The organism is Chitinophaga rupis (genome assembly GCF_900109685.1).
In the GTDB taxonomy this organism is placed as follows: Bacteria; Bacteroidota; Bacteroidia; order Chitinophagales; family Chitinophagaceae; genus Chitinophaga; species Chitinophaga rupis.
The window spans coordinates 799793-818280 of sequence record NZ_FOBB01000003.1 but is presented as its reverse complement, the minus strand read 5'-3'; the positions used below and the strand labels follow the sequence as shown (position 1 = coordinate 818280).

Annotated in this window: 16 protein-coding genes; 5 read left to right on the top strand and 11 right to left on the bottom strand. The window is 48.1% G+C overall.

What is annotated here, in order from left to right:
* Positions 1 to 106: 106 nt before the first annotated feature.
* The 6 genes from BMZ54_RS16420 to BMZ54_RS16395 all read right to left on the bottom strand — a co-directional run bounded on the left by BMZ54_RS16420 (position 107) and on the right by BMZ54_RS16395 (position 4382).
* Complete coding sequence (locus tag BMZ54_RS16420; RefSeq protein WP_089913845.1) at positions 107 to 967, bottom strand: anti-sigma factor; 861 nt, start codon at positions 965 to 967, stop codon at positions 107 to 109.
* Between the two features lie 5 nt (positions 968 to 972).
* Entirely contained in the window at positions 973 to 1530 is a 558-nt protein-coding gene (locus BMZ54_RS16415; RefSeq protein ID WP_238386599.1) for an RNA polymerase sigma factor, read from the bottom strand.
* Between the two features lie 68 nt (positions 1531 to 1598).
* The gene (gene def, locus BMZ54_RS16410; RefSeq protein WP_089913840.1) at positions 1599 to 2177 is read right to left on the bottom strand and encodes a peptide deformylase; all 579 of its coding nucleotides are present in this window, start codon (positions 2175 to 2177) and stop codon (positions 1599 to 1601) included.
* Positions 2178 to 2476: 299 nt separating this feature from the next.
* Positions 2477 to 2887 (bottom strand): Holliday junction resolvase RuvX, encoded by a 411-nt coding sequence (ruvX, locus tag BMZ54_RS16405; protein ID WP_089913837.1) that lies wholly within the window; start codon positions 2885 to 2887, stop codon positions 2477 to 2479.
* A gap of 36 nt (positions 2888 to 2923) precedes the next feature.
* The gene (locus BMZ54_RS16400) at positions 2924 to 3790 is read right to left on the bottom strand and encodes a UbiA-like polyprenyltransferase (RefSeq protein ID WP_089913834.1); all 867 of its coding nucleotides are present in this window, start codon (positions 3788 to 3790) and stop codon (positions 2924 to 2926) included.
* A gap of 61 nt (positions 3791 to 3851) precedes the next feature.
* On the bottom strand, positions 3852 to 4382 hold the full coding sequence (locus BMZ54_RS16395) for an RNA methyltransferase (protein ID WP_238386598.1): 531 nt from the start codon (positions 4380 to 4382) through the stop codon (positions 3852 to 3854).
* A gap of 246 nt (positions 4383 to 4628) precedes the next feature.
* Between BMZ54_RS16395 and mutS the strand changes: the two genes are divergently transcribed.
* The gene (gene mutS, locus BMZ54_RS16390) at positions 4629 to 7232 is read left to right on the top strand and encodes a DNA mismatch repair protein MutS (RefSeq protein ID WP_089913828.1); all 2604 of its coding nucleotides are present in this window, start codon (positions 4629 to 4631) and stop codon (positions 7230 to 7232) included.
* Positions 7233 to 7674: 442 nt separating this feature from the next.
* Here the strand turns inward: mutS and BMZ54_RS16385 are convergent, their stop codons facing one another.
* Positions 7675 to 8745, bottom strand: coding sequence for an RluA family pseudouridine synthase (locus BMZ54_RS16385; protein WP_089913826.1), 1071 nt, complete (start codon positions 8743 to 8745; stop codon positions 7675 to 7677).
* A 154-nt stretch (positions 8746 to 8899) separates the two neighbouring features.
* Here BMZ54_RS16385 and lipB point away from each other — a divergent pair, with 154 nt between their 5' ends.
* Positions 8900 to 9613, top strand: a complete 714-nt coding sequence (lipB, locus tag BMZ54_RS16380; protein ID WP_089913823.1) for a lipoyl(octanoyl) transferase LipB — start codon at positions 8900 to 8902, stop codon at positions 9611 to 9613.
* A gap of 10 nt (positions 9614 to 9623) precedes the next feature.
* Here lipB and BMZ54_RS16375 read toward each other — a convergent pair whose 3' ends face one another.
* From BMZ54_RS16375 to BMZ54_RS16360, 4 genes are all read right to left on the bottom strand, one after another.
* On the bottom strand, positions 9624 to 10154 hold the full coding sequence (locus BMZ54_RS16375; protein ID WP_089913819.1) for a hypothetical protein: 531 nt from the start codon (positions 10152 to 10154) through the stop codon (positions 9624 to 9626).
* Positions 10155 to 10289: 135 nt separating this feature from the next.
* Positions 10290 to 11021, bottom strand: a complete 732-nt coding sequence (locus tag BMZ54_RS16370) for a hypothetical protein (protein ID WP_089913816.1) — start codon at positions 11019 to 11021, stop codon at positions 10290 to 10292.
* A 177-nt stretch (positions 11022 to 11198) separates the two neighbouring features.
* Positions 11199 to 12113 carry a 1-aminocyclopropane-1-carboxylate deaminase/D-cysteine desulfhydrase gene (locus BMZ54_RS16365; RefSeq protein WP_202909263.1) on the bottom strand — a complete coding sequence of 305 codons (915 nt, stop codon included), beginning with the start codon at positions 12111 to 12113 and terminating at the stop codon, positions 11199 to 11201.
* Between the two features lie 116 nt (positions 12114 to 12229).
* Positions 12230 to 14491 (bottom strand): family 20 glycosylhydrolase, encoded by a 2262-nt coding sequence (locus BMZ54_RS16360; protein WP_089913810.1) that lies wholly within the window; start codon positions 14489 to 14491, stop codon positions 12230 to 12232.
* A gap of 636 nt (positions 14492 to 15127) precedes the next feature.
* On the opposite strand from BMZ54_RS16360, the gene BMZ54_RS16355 reads away from it, so the two are divergent.
* The 3 genes from BMZ54_RS16355 (at position 15128) to BMZ54_RS16345 (ending at position 18419) form a co-directional block, all read left to right on the top strand.
* Positions 15128 to 16030, top strand: a complete 903-nt coding sequence (locus BMZ54_RS16355) for a sugar phosphate nucleotidyltransferase (RefSeq protein WP_089913809.1) — start codon at positions 15128 to 15130, stop codon at positions 16028 to 16030.
* On the top strand, positions 16021 to 17112 hold the full coding sequence (locus BMZ54_RS16350) for a phosphotransferase enzyme family protein (RefSeq protein WP_089913806.1): 1092 nt from the start codon (positions 16021 to 16023) through the stop codon (positions 17110 to 17112). The genes BMZ54_RS16355 and BMZ54_RS16350 overlap by 10 nt, the downstream gene beginning before the upstream one ends.
* 404 nt (positions 17113 to 17516) lie before the next feature.
* Positions 17517 to 18419, top strand: a complete 903-nt coding sequence (locus tag BMZ54_RS16345) for a branched-chain amino acid transaminase (RefSeq protein ID WP_089913803.1) — start codon at positions 17517 to 17519, stop codon at positions 18417 to 18419.
* The last annotated feature ends 69 nt before the right edge of the window (positions 18420 to 18488 follow it).

Genomic DNA, 18488 nt, shown 5'->3' with positions numbered 1-18488 from the left:
ATAATTAAAAGTGAATACGGGATAATTAACAAGTGAGTATACAGGCAAAATTTTAATATAATAAAATCAATTAATTATTAATGGCTCATTATTAATAAGGCATTGCTCAGCCATTTACTTTACCGCTTACAAACAGCTGGTCAGGGGTAGGGGAGGCATTACCGCCTTTTTTTTCCAGTGTAATAAAAAATACCTGGGCGGCCGCCAGGTCCTTCATTTTTTGCAGGGCGGTACGCTGCGGTCCCATTTCAAACACGCCGGCATCCACCGGTTTACCATTCACCATGGCCCATAGCTGGTATTGCTGATCTGCAGCAGGTTCCGGCAGGGACTGCGCCAGCAGGTACACTTCTTTGGATTGCGGGTTCCAGCATATAGTTGCAAACTGACCGGCATGTTTACTGTTACCGGAAAGCCGGATCCATTTAAAGGCCGGATCTTTCAGCAACAATAGCTCCTGCTCCGTATGCTGCAGTTTTGATTGTAAGGATTGATGATCAGCAGTGGCTTTATTGTGGGTGGAGATCAGCTCTTCGTGTTGCTGTTTTAATGCTTTATGGCGATTGGCGTACCGGACATTCATGACTAAGCTGATGATCAGCAGCACAACTGCCAGCACCAGCGCATATTGCCAGATACGCTCCCGCGGAATGGATAGTTTGAATCCGGCTGAGGGCGCGTCTTCTTCTAACACCGGGTCCCGCAGTTCTTCCGGCAGCAGGGTTTCCCCTTCTGGGGAGTCTTCGTTCTCTATTACTTCCATCAGGCGTTTGCGGATGCCTTTTGGCGGAGTAATGGCATGCAGCTGCACATATCTTTCCATATCCTGGCGGCAGGCTTCTACCGCTGCCTTTACTTCGGGGTACAGACCTATGGCCTGCTCCACTTCCCGCGCTTCCTGCGTGGGCAGCAGGCCTACCACATAGCTTTCAATGATACCGGACGATATGTAGCGTTGTACATCCACCTTGATTACACCTGTTTTAAGAGATTCCTTAATTGAATAATGGCATTGCGCATTCTTGTCTTAACAGTGCCCAGCGGTATGTCCAGTAGTTTGGCAATTTCATCTTGTGTGCAGCCGCGGTAATAGGCCAGGTCAATGATCACCCGCTGCTCCTTGTTCAGCTGGTCCAGCACTTTGGACAGGCCCAGGTGGTCCACCGACTGCTGTACGCTCAGTTTTTCCCATTGCAAACTAGCATTACCCAGCTCCTGCATTTTCTGATCCAGCTTATGCGCACGTGAGCGCAGCGTATCAATAGCCGTGTTGCGGGCAATGTTCAGCATCCAGGTGAACAGGCGTCCCTTGTCTGGATCGTAACGCTCTGCGCTACGCCAGATCTTGAGGAAGATCTCCTGTAATGCATCTACCGCGATGTTCTCATCGTTCACTACTTTAAGGGCCACACCGTACAAAGCCGGAGAGTAATGGTCATATAAGTAACTGAAAACCTTCTCGTCCCGGGCTTTTAGTCCCTGAACAAGTTCAGCTTCTGTATATGTAAGAGAGGGTCTCAAATTGGACACAGGGATAGTTAAGTAAAGCAGTGTCCAAAATAACAGGATTATTTTACATTACAAAATTTTTATCTATTTTATTTATGGAAAATCATTTTGTAATCGGTGCTTATTTTTCCTTTGGAGATATCTTCCAGTTTCCCTTTTAGCATTCTGCGCTTCAGGGGCTTCAGGTAGTCGATGAACAGCTTACCATCCAGATGGTCATATTCATGGAAGATCACACGTGCAGTAATACCGTGAAAGGTTCGTTCGTGCGGTTGAAAATTTTCATCTACATAACGCAGGCGGATGGTTTCGGGGCGGTACACATCCTCCCGGATCTTGGGTATGCTCAGGCAGCCTTCATTATAGGGCCATTCCTTGCCTTCCGCATCTACTATATGGGCATTAATGAATACCTGTTTAACGCCCTGGTCGCCCGGATACTCAGCTTTTTCGTCTTCTTCCAGGTTATTGATGATCTGCTCACTATCTACCACAAATAAGCGGATAGCTTTATTCACCTGTGGTGCGGCCAGTCCTACCCCGCTGGAACCATACATGGTTTCCCACATATTGGCAATAAACTGCTGCAAATGCGGATAGTCGGGGGTAATATCTTCACTAACTTTTCTAAGCACCGGGTGGCCGTACGCTACAATGGGTAATATCATTGCTAATAATATTTTTAAAGAGGGCAAAGGTAATAAATAGTTGGCAGTCTTTAGTTGGCAGTTGGCAGTCAGGAATAGACGTAGGGAGGTGGTTTAGTTGGCAGTGGGCAGTTGGCAGTTAGCAGTCGGGGAGTAGAACGCAGGGAAGTAGCAGCGGATGGTATATGTTAGGAACATACACCTAATGGGCAATTGTTTGGCATATATATGGAGCAGCAGGCGTAAGCAATAGCGCGCAGTAATAATATAACCGTGGGGAAGCGGCCATCGACTGCCCACTGCCGACTGCCAACTGCCAACTACTTGTACTGCAGGTATTCCTGCAGCAGCACAGTGGCGCTGATCTCGTCCACCAGGGCCTTGTTCTGCCGGTCTTTCTTTTTGAGGCCACTGTCTATCATGGAACGGAAGGCTATTTTGGATGTAAAACGCTCGTCTATTTTTTTCACCGGCATATCCGGGAAATTTTTGTGCAGGATGCGGATACATTCGGTGACCAGGGCAGTGGCGTCTGTAGCATTACCATCCAGGCCCTTGGGCTCGCCAATAATAATTTCAGACACCGTTTCCTGTGCAAAGTATTTTTTGAGGTAAGGGATCAGGTCGTGCGTAAGCACGGTAGTTAACCCGCTGGCAATCAGCTGCAGTGGATCAGTAACGGCCAGGCCGGTCCTTTTTTTTCCGTAATCAATGGCCAGGATGCGCCCCATAATTATTTGTAAGATGCGTTAAAAAAGAAAGCGGTATTACCCGATGATCAGCATATCGCTGATCACAAATACGGCATATACCACGCTGGCAATACCATTGGTGGTCATAAAGGCCAGGTTTACCCGGCTCAGATCATGCGGTTTTACCAGCAAATGCTGGGATATGAGCATAATAATGAACACGCCGGCGCCTATCCAGTACAGCCAGTGAAAATGTCCTATTACACCAATGCCCAGCACAATAATGCCGGCTATGATGTGCAGCACTTCAGAAAAGCGCAGCGCGCCTGGTTTGCCCAGCCAGGCCGGTATAGAGTTAAGGGATTGGGAACGGTCAAACTCCTCATCCTGCAGAGCATAAATAATATCAAAGCCCGATACCCAGCAAAGCACCAGCACCGATACCAGTACCGGCAGCAGGTCAAAATAACCGGTTACGGACAGGAAAGCTCCAATGGGCGCCAGGGACAGGCCCAGGCCCAACACCAGGTGGCACAGCGCCGTAAAACGTTTGGTATAGCTATACCCCAGCACTACCAGCAGCGCTACGGGCGACAGGAAAAAGCAAAGACGGTTAATGAACCAACTGCACAACATGAACAGTGCGGCATTGGCAATTACGAAGAACAGGGCGTTACCCGGCGCTATGATACCGGCAGGAATTTCCCTTTGCGCGGTGCGCGGGTTCCGTTTGTCAATATCCGCATCCAGCCAGCGGTTAAAGGCCATGGCAGCGCTACGGGCAAATACCATGCACAGCACCACCAGCACAAACTGCTGCCAGTGAAAAGGTTGCTGCGCCTTTATGGTAGCCATAAAAAAGCCGGTCATGGCAAAGGGCATGGCAAAAATAGTGTGACTGAACTTTACCAGCGAAAGGTATTTATTAACGGTGCTGATCATGTTTTTTGAGCTTTTGGCTATTGGCGGTTAGCTATTAGCTGATAAAGGCTAACAGCTATGGCTATTTTTTCAATTTTACAAAGATATCCCAAACCACAATACCGGCGCTTACGGAAATGTTGAGGGAATGTTTCATACCGCTCTGCGGTATCTCGATACAACCATTCACCAGCTGCATCACCGCAGCATCCACGCCCGACACCTCGTTGCCGAAAACAAGCGCCAGCGGCTGGTTGGCAGGTGGTGTAAATGCATCCAGCATTACGCTTTGCGCGGCCTGCTCAACAGCCATTACCGCATAGCCGGCAGCCTGTAATTGCTGTACGGCATCCAGTGTGGTGGGAAGGTATTGCCAATCCACTGTTTCAGTGGCGCCCAGGGCGGTTTTGTGAATATCCCGGTGTGGCGGGGTAGGCGTGTAGCCGCAAAGCACCATGCCCTGTAAAAGAAAGGCATCGGCGGTACGGAAAACCGATCCTACGTTATGCATGCTCCGCACATTATCAAGCACCAGCACCAGCGGCGTTTTATCGGCTGCTTTGAACTGGTGGATGGTTTTACGCCCCAACTCATCCATGGTTAGTTTACGCATAGAGCGCAAAGATAGGAAAATAGTCGGCGGTCCATAGTCGATGGTCCATGGTCCATAGCATGTAGCAAGGAATTGGTTACCATAAGGTAAGGCGGCAGCCCGGTTTGAAGCCCGCCCAAAGTTATCATTTGCAAACCGTGAAATATGTGGTGGCGTATAGCCGGGCGCCGAAATACTATTATCAATTAGAAATGCTATGGACCATGGACCATCGACTATGGACTGCATTTAATATATTTGCCCCCTATGGCTAAAAGCAAATCAGAAGAAACCCCATTGATGCAGCAGCACAATGCCATTAAGGCAAAATATCCGGATGCCGTGCTGCTTTTCCGGGTGGGCGATTTTTATGAAACGTTTAATGAGGATGCCGTGATCGCTGCACGGGTACTGGGTATTGTATTAACAAAAAGAGCTAATGGCGCCGCTTCTTATGTGGACCTGGCCGGCTTTCCGCATCATGCGCTGGATACTTACCTGCATAAGCTGGTAAAGGCCGGGTACCGGGTAGCGGTATGCGATCAGCTGGAAGATCCCAAATCTGTAAAAGGTATTGTAAAACGGGGCGTTACGGAAATGGTAACACCCGGCGTGGCTGTAAATGATAAGCTGCTGGAAAATGCCAGCAACAACTTTCTGGCAGCCGTGCACTTTGGGAATAATAATACGGGCGTGGCTTTCCTGGATATCTCTACCGGCGAGTTCTTTATAGCACAGGGCAACCTGGAATATATTGATAAGCTGCTGCAAAGTTTTAAACCTGCAGAAGTAGTGTTTGCCAAACCCCAGCAAAAACATTTCCGCCAGCATTTTGGCAGCCGCTTTTATACCTATACGCTGGATGAGTGGATCTTTACCACGCAGTACAGCCAGGAAATATTACTCAAACACTTTGGAACGCACTCCCTGAAAGGTTTTGGTGTAGCCGACCTGGAAGAGGCGCATATTGCTGCCGGCGCTACCCTGCATTACCTGCGCGATACGGAGCACCCGCACCTGCAGCATATTACCGGCCTACAGCGTATAGACCAGGATGACTTTTTGTGGATGGACCGCTTTACCGTGCGTAACCTGGAGCTCATGAACAGCAGCGTGGAGAACGGGCATACGCTGCTGAATGTACTGGATAACACCGTATGCCCCATGGGCGCCCGCCTGCTGAAACGCTGGCTGGTATTTCCACTCCGCGATCCACAACAGATCAACGAACGGCTGGATGTGGTGGAGTACTTTATTAAAGAAACCGATCTGGCCAAAAACCTGCAGCAACACCTGAAACAAGCCGGCGACCTGGAAAGGCTGGTATCTAAGATACCGCTGAAAAAGATCAACCCCCGGGAGGTAATGCAGCTGGCCAAATCCCTGCAGCAGGTACAGGCCATACAGGAGCTGCTGGCTGCTACCAGCAATACCTACCTGCAACGCCTGCACGCACAAATGGATCCCTGCCCGGCTATACTTGACCGTATACTACAACAGGTAACAGATACGCCGCCGGTACTGGTAAATAAAGGCGGCACCATCCGGGAAGGTGTGCATCCAGAGCTGGACAAGCTGCGGATGATAGCCAGCTCCGGCAAGGAATACCTGCTGCAGATCCAGCAAAAAGAATCAGAAGCTACCGGTATTCCCTCCCTGAAAGTGGCCTTCAACAATGTATTCGGTTATTACCTGGAAGTAACCAATGCCCATAAAAATAAGGTACCTAACAACTGGATCCGGAAGCAAACGCTGGCAAATGCGGAGCGGTACATTACGCCTGAGCTGAAGGAATACGAGGAGCAGATCACCGGTGCAGAAGAAAAGATACTGGCCCTGGAAATACAGCTGTTTGATGACTTGCTGCTGGCTTTACAGGAATACATAGTGCCCGTGCAGCAAAATGCACAAGCCATGGCACGCATAGATTGCCTGTTGTGTTTTGCAGGCAACGCGCTGCAATATAAATACCGGCGCCCCGTGCTTACAGATAGTTTTGAGCTGGATATTAAAGAAGGCCGCCACCCGGTAATTGAACGCGGCCTGCCGGCCGGCGAAAGCTATGTGGCCAACGATATTTTACTGGACCAGCAGCAACAGCAGATCATTATCCTTACCGGTCCTAACATGAGCGGTAAATCGGCCCTGCTGCGGCAAACGGCACTTATTACACTGATGGCGCATATGGGTAGCTTTGTGCCCGCAACCAGCGCCACCATTGGTTTAACGGATAAGATCTTTACACGTGTAGGCGCTTCCGATAACCTGAGCGGCGGAGAATCAACCTTTATGGTGGAGATGAATGAAACTGCCAGCATCATCAACAATATTACGCCCCGCAGCCTGGTGATACTGGATGAAATAGGCCGCGGCACCAGCACCTATGACGGCATTTCCATTGCCTGGAGCATTGTGGAATACCTGCATGACATGACGCCGCATAAACCCAAAACATTATTTGCTACGCACTATCATGAGCTGAATGAGCTGGAAAATAAACATAGCCGGGTAAAGAACTACCATATCACTAATATGGAATCCGGCAACAAAGTGATCTTCCTCCGTAAGCTGGCGCCGGGCGGCAGCCGGCATAGCTTTGGTATTCATGTAGCCCGTATGGCCGGTATGCCGCCTGCGCTGGTTAACCGTGCTAATGAAGTGCTGGCGCAGCTGGAAGAAAAACATATTGAAGCGCCCCTGCAGCATAACATTAAACAAATAGCCAACTCCACCAAAGTGCAGCTTAGCATTTTTGATGCGCATAGCGATACCTTTAAACAGATCCGGGATATGCTGGAGCATGTGGACATTAACCGCTTAACGCCGGTAGAAGCGCTGCTGAAGCTGAGCGAGATCAAGGGACTGTTATAATTAATAATGAAGAATGAATAAAGAGAGGGCGAGCTGTTGGCACTCCTGCTGTCCCCTTAAAGGTGCAGTGGATTTTACCTCTTGTATAGAATTTGTGTGATTCCTTGCAGGTGCAAGACCGGGCAATTTATACGTTTAATTTATAATTAAATTATTATTTTATTTGAAATTTTAATGATTGATGGCGTGATGATTAAATTCATTTTCGTTAACATCTGATTAGCGCTATAATTATACTAACTGCATTATTTTTGTTACAGAGAGAATGCAATGGTATGCGTTGCATGCCAATAAACAGCCCGAAAGGGCTGTTTATTTCTAACATTCGCGGACACGAAAGAGAGAAGCAATAGCGTGCTTGCACGCAAAACGGCAGCCCGTCAGGGCTGTCGTTTTTTTTATTAAAATAATTTGTGGAAAGCTTTGTTTGATAGGTTTACTACTATTCCTCCAGCGGCCGCGCAGCTACATACCGCCGCCATTTTTCCAGCACATTTTTAAAATCATCGGGTAATGGGCTTTCAAATTGTATAGGTTGCCGGGTGCGGGGATGAATAAAACCGAGGGTTTGCGCATGCAGGGCATGGCGGGGAATGATCTCAAAGCAGTTTTCTATAAACTGTTTGTACTTGGCAAAAATGGTTCCTTTAACGATCCGGTTCCCTCCGTAGGTATCATCGTTAAATAAAGGATGTCCAATGTGCTGCATATGCACCCGTATCTGGTGCGTACGGCCGGTTTCCAGCCGGCAGGCAATAAGGGTTACATAGTTAAACCGTTCCAGCACTTTATAATGGGTAATAGCTTCCTTGCCATACTCGCCATCCGGGTAGGCATCCATGATCTTGCGGAAGCGCTGGTGCCGGCCCACATGGGCTACTATAGTACCTTCGTCCTCCTCAAAATCGCCCCATACCAGGGCCAGGTAACGGCGCTGTACGGTATGGTCAAAGAACTGTTTGGCCAGGTCGGTCATAGCCTTATCTGATTTGGCTATTACCAGCAGGCCGCTGGTATTTTTATCAATGCGGTGCACCAGCCCAAAGCGGGGTATCTCAGGTATTACGGCTGTGCGGGAATTTTCATCCCCCAGGTACCAGGCCAGCCCGTTCACCAGGGTGCCGGTATAGTTGCCGCAACCGGGGTGTACCACCAGGCCTGCGTGTTTGTTGATGATCATCAGGTCATCATCCTCATAAACAATATCCAGCGGCATATCTTCCGGCAATACTTCCAGGCTTTCCGGGTTTTTGCTGGAATACACGATAATGCGGTCGCCGGGTTTTACCTTATAATTGGATTTTATAGGTTTTTCATTCACCAGCACCATGCTGTTTTCACAGGCTTGTTGGATCTTATTACGCGTAGCGCCTTCCACCCGGTTCATCAGGAATTTATCAATGCGCAGGGGCTCCTGGCCTTTATCAACCTGTATATTCACCCGTTCGTACAGTTCCTCACTGCCTTCCCCGTTATCCAGCTCATCTTCCAGTTCCGGTAATACTTCCGCCATGTGTGCTTTAAAATTTTTGCAAAAGTACGGCTATTTTCGCGCACCTGGCTGTGTTGGATGTTTATCCGCCATCCTGCTGCTGCTTTGCAATCCTTTCTGATCCACCGCCTTGTCCCTTTCTCCAAATCCGGTAAATCCAGCGTAAATTTGCAGCATGAAACAACAGATCAATGTAGATGATTTAGGCCTGATCGATTACCAGCAAGCCTGGGACTACCAGGAGAACCTGTTACAACAGAATGTACGTATTAAACTAGATGCCAGCCGCGCTGCGGTTGCCACCCCGCCCGCTACCATACATCACCTGCTTTTTTGCGAACACCCGCCCGTGTATACCCTGGGTAAAAGCGGCCATATGGAAAACCTGCTCATTAACGAGCAGCAGATGAAGGAGAAGGCTATTGCCTTTGTACCCACCAACCGGGGCGGAGATATTACCTTTCATGGCCCGGGCCAGATAGTAGGTTACCCCATCCTGGACCTGGAATACTTTTTTACTGACCTGGGCCGCTACCTGCGCTCCCTGGAAGAAGTGATCATTTTAACTCTGGCCGATTATGGGATCAATGCCGGCCGTTCCAAAGGCGAGACCGGGGTATGGCTATCGCCGGAAGACCCGGCCAATGCCCGTAAGATATGCGCTATGGGAGTACGTTGCAGCCGGTGGGTAACCATGCACGGTTTTGCGCTGAATGTAAATACAGACCTTAGTTATTTTAACCATATTATACCCTGTGGTATTACTGATAAAAAGGTAGCCTCCATGCATGAGGAGCTGGGCCGCCCGGTGCCGGTAGAGGAGGTAAAGGCTAAGCTGCAAAAGCACTTTGGAGAAGTGTTTGGGGCAGAGCTGATGGTTAAAGTGTAATGCCCGGGGCCTAACTTATTGTATAATAGCCCGGTGTGCCAATTCCAATGGTCCAGAAGTTCCTGGCTTTTTCAAGGTCTTCATCAAGTAATTCCCGGTTGTCTTCATATTCGCCGCTCTCTTTCATTGCAGCAATGCTTTCCTGCACGTCTTTTTCCGTGAACTCCCGCCAAACACCCACTGAGATATTGACAAATCCGTAGCAGTACTCAGCTTCAGAGTCATCCACCGGACCCTGATTTTTTTCCGAAAGCAGGGCCAAAAGATTGTCAGCGCCAACCCGGAAAGGATCGATCCCATAGAGCGATAACTGTGTTTTTTCGGGAACGGGGCCGTAAATAAACTCTATAAATTCAACCATGCCCAACTTATCAAAATCAATCCTGCACTCATAGTCATCATAAAACGACCGGCTGCCGTCCGAATGATCGCCAGGTTTTCCCAGTATTTTTTCAATAGCAGATCTGGATTGGCCTAAATTGATGGCGCCAACGCCGGGAATGTCAATCCCTTGTAAGGGGAGGATAGTAATAGTTGTCATAGTATATTATTAGGGAAAACGAAGTAGCATTTCTCATGTGTTTCCCATGTGTTTCTCATGTCTTTCCCTGCTAGATCCCATGTTTTTCCCTAGTGAATCCCTGGTGAAGTTCATGTCAGGCTCTTATTTGCGCTCCTACGATCTGTAATTCAACGGTATAAAAAAGCTCCACTTCTCTTTCAGCTTACCATCCTCATACAGCTCAAAATTAAACCAGCCGGAGTGCAGAAATATGGCCTTTTCCAATATCAGGAAAGGTTCTTTCACCTGGTCTATCTGGAACAGGAAGCCGCCATCCGTTTCAAAGAATTTAACAGAGTATTTCTTTTTCTCCGCATCCGGCAGGTTAATGTTCACATTACCGTCTACTGTGGTATATACCGTATTGGAGGGGTGCCATGCTACTTTTTCGGGTGTCTTTTCTCCGTTGGCAGCGTTTTTCTGTAATTCCTTTACATCTTCCATATCCAGCTTCTGGGTGGCCTTGATGGTGCTGTCCGGCACGGCCAGTACGGTATTGCTGTACATATACCGTCCGGTATTCAGCAGTATGAACAGGCGGTAATAGTTGCTGCCGGGTAAAGGTTTGGTATCCAGGTATACATTCCGGGTTTGGGCCGGGTAAGAGGCATATGCAATAGTGTTGAAGTTCAGCACACTGTCCAGCGAACGCTGTATACCGATCTGTTTTACATTGGTAAAACCAGACAGCCATTCCAGCTGTATCTTACCGGTTTTGATCAGGGCCATAAAATCCGGCAGCACCGGTGGCGTGTACTGCTGGGAAGGCTCTTGCTGGGCAAAGGCACACAGCGTAAATATGTTGAGTAATAATGCTATAAATGATAAACGCGCGATCTGCTTCATACAACAAAAAACAAGTTCAGTTCCACTTTACTGTTGCTAATGCTTTTACAGGCGCCGGGCATAGCCAATTCCGGATGGGTAGGTAACTCACCGGGTATATGCTAAGACCTGTAAAAGGGATTGGCTGTTAAGTTGGCAAAAATACAATTAGCTCCAAATATAGCGAAGGGCTTTTTATTAAAAGCATAGAACGCCGGAGGGCAGGGAAAGATTGCCCTGTAAACCACCGGTATGTATCAGCAGCAGGCGGCTGCCCGGGGGAAAATAGCCCTGCTGTACCAGCTGTTGCAGGCCCCACGCCATTTTGCCGGTATAGATCATATCCAGCGGTACCCCGGTTTGTGTATAAAAGTCATTTATAAAATCTATCAGTTCCAGGCTTACTTTCGCATACCCGCCCCCATGAAATCCTTGTAGTAGCTCCCAGTTGGCAGTGGCGGAGCTTTCCAGCAGGGTTTCCACTTCCTGCTGCAAATAGGTGCCGCCTTTTAATACGGCAATACCCAATACCTGTTGCTGCGGTTGTGCGCTGTTAATCAATCCCGCCAGCGTAGTACCTGTGCCTGCCGGGCATAGGATATGTGTAAAGTGTTGCGTGGGGGCTAAGGATAATATTTCCTTACACCCCGCCGCACCAGCTGCATTATGGCCGCCTTCGGGGATTATAAACCCATCCGGGTATTGTACCTCCCAATCCGTATTATCTTTTTGTTTATAAGCCTCCCGGCTTATAAAGTGTAGCTGCATACCATAGCGTTGCGCCTGTTGTAAGGTAAGGCTCAGCACAGGCGCTGCTTCCCCGCGTATAATGCCTGTACTTTGCAGGCCCGCTAACCGGCAGGCCGCCGCTGTAGCAGCTATGTGGTTAGACCATGCCCCGCCAAATGTTACAATGCGTGTTTGACCGGCCGCTTTTGCTTGCTCCAGGTTCTGTTTCAGCTTAAACCATTTGTTACCGGATACCTCGGGGTGCAGCAGGTCTAAACGCAGCATGGCTGCCTCCAGTTGCGGAGGCAGCCATGCCGGTTGTATGGGCTGAAGGGTGATATTTGAGTAGTTGAGTTGGTCCATGGTCCATGGTCGATGGTCCATAGCATAGTTCGTGTTTGTAATATACGCGTGACATGCTATAAACTGCAATTATACGTTAAATATCAACCACGTACCAGGCCATGGACCATGGACTATGGACCATGGACTGCAACGCATCAATTAAACAACGCATTCCTCAAATTCACATTCCCTGCTTTGGTACGCACGGTTACGCCTAATTCAGCGCCGCCGCCTGCGTTAAAGTACAATACCTTTATTTTGTGGAAACCGGCCTTCAGCGGCACAATACCGGTTTTATCCTGTGGCGCATGTTCGCCGTCGTTGTCTATGGTCAGGTCATCATCTATGTACAATACACCGCCATCATCGCACTTCAGGTTAAACTCATACACGCCATCCGCATCCACTTTTATATAACCTTCGTAGGCTAAGCTGAAAGCATCCTTTTTCAGGAAGGGACGTAGGTCAAATGATGGCTGCACACCGCTGCTGTCGGCCTGTCCGCTTACCTGCCTGGCACTTTTAAAAGTACGGTTGTAGGCATTAAAGCGAATGCCTTTGCCGGCAGGGTTCACATTGGCTGCTGCTACATAATCTTTACGCAGGTAGGTAGCGCTGTACACGCTGCTCTTACGGCCGGAAGGCGTTACCACTATGCATTTCAGCACAGTAGGCGTTTTGTGCACAGGGAGGTTGATGGTTGCTGTATAAAGCGTGCTGCTTTCTGTAGGCTCGCTGCCGTCAGTAGTATAATAGATCTTAGCGCCTGCTACTAAAGGCTGCAGGGTAATGCTGGTTTTGGAAGATGCTGTTACGTTATTTTCCAAACCTGCAGGTTCCGGTATGCGGAAGGAAACGCCGGCTTTGTCCATATGGGCTAGCTGTGCAGGCAGGCGTTCTAAGAATTTATCATAGTTCTTTTCAGCTGCCGGTGACCAGGTGATCTCTGCAACTGCCAAGGCGCGAGGCCATAACATATAATCCACCAGTTCCCCGGTAGGCAGGTACTCTGTCCATAAGTTGGCCTGCACACCTTTAATATATCCCTGCTCGTTATCCGTAAGGGTAGGAGGCAGGGGCTCATAGTTATACACGGTTTGCAGGGGCAAAAAGCCGCCAATATTCAGCGGTTCAGTAGCCGGGTTACCCTGGTAATAATCCAGGTACAGGTAAGTATTGGGCGTCATGATCACATCATGTTTTTCTTTGGCCGCAGCAATACCGCCTGCTTCGCCCCGCCAGCTCATTACAGTGGCGTTGGGCGCCAGGCCGCCTTCCAGGATCTCGTCCCAGCCAATAATACGGCGTCCTTTGCTGTTAATGAACTTTTCCATGCGCTGTATAAAATAGCTTTGCAGGGCATGTTCGTCCTTTAAGCCTAATTCCTTCATGCGTTTCTGACACTTGGGGCATTCTTTCCAGCGGTCCTTGGGGCACTCATCGCCGCCAATATGAATGTACTGGCCGGGGAACAGGTCCATTACCTCAGTTAACACATTTTCCAGGAACGTATATACGGAGTCGTTACCCGCGCAATACACCTCTTTATTCACACCCCATTTACCCGATACTTTATATGGCCCACCGGTGCAGCCCAGGTTAGGGTAGGCTGCCAGCGCAGCTTCCGAATGGCCGGGCATTTCTATTTCAGGGATGATGGTAATATGCCGCTCAGCTGCATATTTTACAATATCCCTTACTTCGTCCTGCGTGTAATAACCGCCGTGGGGCTTACCATCATAGGTATTGCTGCGGGCAGCATGGCCTACAATGGTTTCTGCACGTTTGGAGGATATTTCCTGCAGGCGCGGGTAGCGTTTTATTTCTATATGCCAGCCCTGGTCTTCCGTGAGGTGCCAGTGAAAGCGGTTAAACTTGTACTGCGCCATTACATCAATAAAGTGTTTTACGTAGTCTGCCGGGAAAAACCAGCGGCCTGCATCCAGCATCAGCCCGCGGTAGGCAAAGCGTGGTGCATCCGTGATCTTTACGTTCGGTATGGTCATTGCTTCGCCCTCGCCCTGCATCAGCTGCTGTAAGGTTTGCAGGCCATAGAACAGGCCGGCGCCATTGCCGCGCAGCTGCACCATTTTAGGGGTTACCCACAGTACATAACCTTCGTCCGGAAGGGTATTATCCGGCACAATGGAGATCATGCCGGTAGCCGTTTTGGCCATGGCCTTATTCATAGGCAGGGTAATGCCGTTGTTGGCCTTTAAAAAAACGTTCAGCAGGTCGGCTACTTTTTTAGCTTCATTATCCCCGTAAAGGATGCGGGTTACTTTGGAAAGGCTAAAAGTACCCGCCGTAGTTTGAACGGATTTCGGTTGTGGCACCAGGTGCACGGCCGGCGTTTGCTGTGCGCTGGCTATTACGCACCACAGCAAAGCCCAGGAAAACACTAAAAGTTTCTTCATGTTTGTTTGTTTATAAAGGCATAAAGCATAAGCTCAAAGCTGAAGGCATAAAGCTAAAAGCCTAATGCAGCGAACTTTTCGCTTCCGTTAAAATTTACTATTTGAAGCATAAAGCAGAAAGGATAAAGCATAAAGCCCAGTCCTCCACGCAGTAAGCTTTTCACTAAGATCAATTATCTGTTTTATAGAAGCAAAAAGCAGAAAGGATAAAGCCAAAAGCCCAGTCCTCCACGCAGTAAGCTTTCCTCTAAGATCAATTATCTGTTTTATAGAAGCAAAAAGCAGAAAGGATAAAGCCAAAAGCCCCGATCCTTCAATCAGTAAGCTTTCCGCTAAGATCCACTATCTGTTTATATATACACCTCCCAGGCCCCTGCCGAACGCAGTCAGCTTTCTGCTTTATGCTTTGCGCTTTCAGCTAAAATTCACTATTTATTCATATAAGCATAAAGTATAAAGCCCAATCCCCAAAGCAGGAAGCTTTTTGCTTTATGCTTTCAGCTATCCGCCTCACGCTTTGTGCTTTCTGCTTTCCCCTTTCTGCTAAAAAAGAACGCGTAAAATACTTTTAATGACTAAATTTAACGCTGATATTTATGGTTCAAGATTTGAAAATTAAAAACTAATCAGTAGAAAATGAAACCTACTTTATTGATCCTGGCAGCAGGCATGGCAAGCCGGTACGGTAGCTTAAAACAGATCCAGCAGTTTGGTCCCAGCGGTGAAACCATCGTTGACTATTCTATTTTTGACGCCATCCGCGCTGGTTTTGGTAAGATCGTATTTATCATTCGTAAAGACTTTGAAAAAGATTTCAAAGACATTTTTGAGCCCAAGCTGAAAGGCAAGGTAGCTACTGATTACGTGTTCCAGGAAATGAATGCCTTTACACAAGGCCACGAAGTGCCGGCAGACCGTGCTAAACCCTGGGGTACCGCACATGCCGTATTATGCGCTAAGAACGCCATTAACGAGCCTTTTGCCGTAATTAATGCAGATGACTTCTACGGCCGCGATGCTTTTCAGAAAGCAGCCGACTTTTTAAATAACAAATGCGCAGCAGATACCTATGCAGTAATAGGGTATGAGCTGGGTAAAACCGTGAGTGAGCATGGATCTGTATCCCGTGGCGTATGCGCGGCAGATGAAAAGGGCAACCTGTCTGCCATCAACGAACGCACCAAGATCTATCCCGAAGGCGGCCAGATCGTGTATGAAGAAGCAGATGGCTCCAAACACCCGCTGTCACCTGATACCCCGGTATCCATGAACTTCTGGGGTTTCCATCCCTCCGTATTTGACCTGAGCGAAAAACAGTTCAAAGCCTTCCTGGATAAAAATATCAGCAATCCTAAGTCAGAGTTTTTCATTCCCATTGTAGTGGATCACTTTATCCAGAACAAGCTGGGCGTGGTAAATGTTATTCCTACCAGCTCTAAATGGTTTGGCGTAACTTATAAAGAAGATGCTCCCGGCGTACAGGAAAGCCTGAATGCACTGGTGGCTAAAGGAGAATATCCCAACAATTTATGGAAATAAGACCGCATGACAGTATCCTGCGGGCCTTTAATATAGATGGCGCCGGAACAGAGATCAAAAAATTCGGCAGCGGTCATATTAACAATACGTTCCTGGTAGAAACCCGGAATGAGAGCCAGCTGATACTGCAACGTATTAATACAGCCGTATTTAAGGAACCGGCGGCCATAGCGCTTAACCAGCGCATGGCCGCCAATTACCTGTCCCTGTACCACCCGGAGTACCTGTTTATAACGCCGGTGCCCACGGTAGACGGGCAGGACCTGTTTGTGTTCAATGACGAATACTGGCGGGTAATACCCTTTATTGCCGGCTCCCTGACAGTAGACCAGGCCGATGATCCGTCACAGGCCTTCCAGGCCGCACAGCAATTTGGCCGCCTGGCCCGCTATCTGGATGGTATTGATCTGCAGGAGTTTAAGCCTACTATCCCCAACTTCCATAACTTAACCTTACGCTACAACGCTTTTGAAGAAGCCGTGCAAAATGCAGGCGCAGAGCGTAAAGCAACAGCTGAGGAGCTGATCAGGGCTTTTCTGCAGCATAAAGATATTGCCGCTACCTACGAGCGTTTAACCAACAACCCGCAGTTCCCGGACCGCCTCATGCATCACGATACCAAGATCAATAATGTATTGCTGCAAAAGGGTACCTACAAAGGGTTGTGCGTATGCGACCTGGATACCCTGATGCCGGGCAAGATCATTTCTGATCTGGGCGATATGGTGCGCACTTACGTATGTCCCGTATCTGAAGAGGAGCCGGATATTAGCCGTATCCGCATCCGCCAGGAGTATTATCACGCCTTAATGGATGGTTATTTATCAGAAATAGGTGACGTGCTCACAGAAGTAGAGAAGGAACACCTGTTCTATGCAGGCCCCTTTATGATCTATATGCAGGGCCTCCGCTTTTTAACGGATTATCTGAACGGGGATGTGTATTATCCCGTTAAATACCCGCAGCATAACTATAACCGGGCCATTAACCAGCTTACCTTACTGGAACGGTTACTGGAAAAAGAGGCCGTTTTACAGGAAATTATCAGCACCTGCCTTGGAAAAGCAAGAAAGGATATATAATATTTCTACTATTTTGATAGAAATCATCTAAAGTGAGACGTAAAAATTTCAATATCTTCAAAAACAGGCCCCTTAGTTGCGAAACATCAAAATTTTTAATTGATATTGTTTTTTCGTGCGTACTCTAATACATTTGTAGTCACAGTAAAATAAATGTGTCCCTCCATGTGGGTAAATAAAGACAATAATAAACTCAATCACATAGTACCGCAGCTCAACTGGGCTATTACGCTGGTCGTGATTGTCGTTGTCATTATAAGCCACCAGTATGGAGGATAGGTTGACGTGTATAATCACTGCTAAGATATAGATCGCCTTCCTCCGCAAAGAGGAAGGCTTTTTTTTTGCCTAAACAAATAGAACAGTCAAACAACAATCAATCAGGAAGTATAATTCAAAATCATATGTACAGCTACTACAACGAGAACACCATTCTTTACTTTGACGGTGAGTACGCAAAAGCCGCTGAGGCTAAAATAGACCTGTATGGTCAGTCCCTGCACTACGGTTATGCAGTTTTTGAAGGCATCCGTGCCTACAAAACAGAAAAGGGGGAAGTGAAAATATTCAAAGCCGAAGAACACTTTGACCGGTTCAAGCGTTCCTGTGAGCTGATACACATTCCTTACAAGTACAATAACGAAGAGCTGATCAAGGCCTGTTACAAAGTGCTGGAATTAAACAACATGGAGGAAGCCTATATCCGCCCGCTGGTGTTTTGTCCGCCGAACATGACCCTGAAAGCTGCCAGCGAATCACATATTCTCATATGTGCATGGGAGTGGGGAGCGTACCTGGGCGAAAAGCTGCTGCGCGTAATGACCTCTTCTTATCAACGTCCCAATCCCAAGGCATTTCAGATCGAATCCAAATCAGCCGGTTTATATATCAACTCCATCCTGGCCTCCCAGGAAGCCAAGGAAAAAGGCTATGACGAAGCATTACTGCTGGATATGAACGGTAATGTAGCAGAAGGCCCCGGCGCTAACATCTTCTTTGAAAAGAACGGAAAGCTCTATACACCTCCCAGAGGTCACATTCTGCCAGGTATTACCCGCGCCACAGTAATTGAGCTGTGCCATGAGCTGGGCATTCCCCTGGAAGAAAAATTATTCACCCTGGATGAGCTGAAACAGGCAGAAAGCGTGTTCTATTGCGGTACCGCAGCAGAAATTATCGGCTGGGATTCCCTGGACGGACAAACCTTCTCCAAACCCTTCTCCGAATCACTGGGTAAAGTGTTACAGCAGGCTTACAAAGCCCGTGTGCTGGAAAAAGAATTCAAACGCGAAGCTAAAGTAGCGTAATAATACACCGGATCCGGGATGTGGATTCGCGTAATACACATCCCGGTATTTCTTTGGAATCCGGAATTT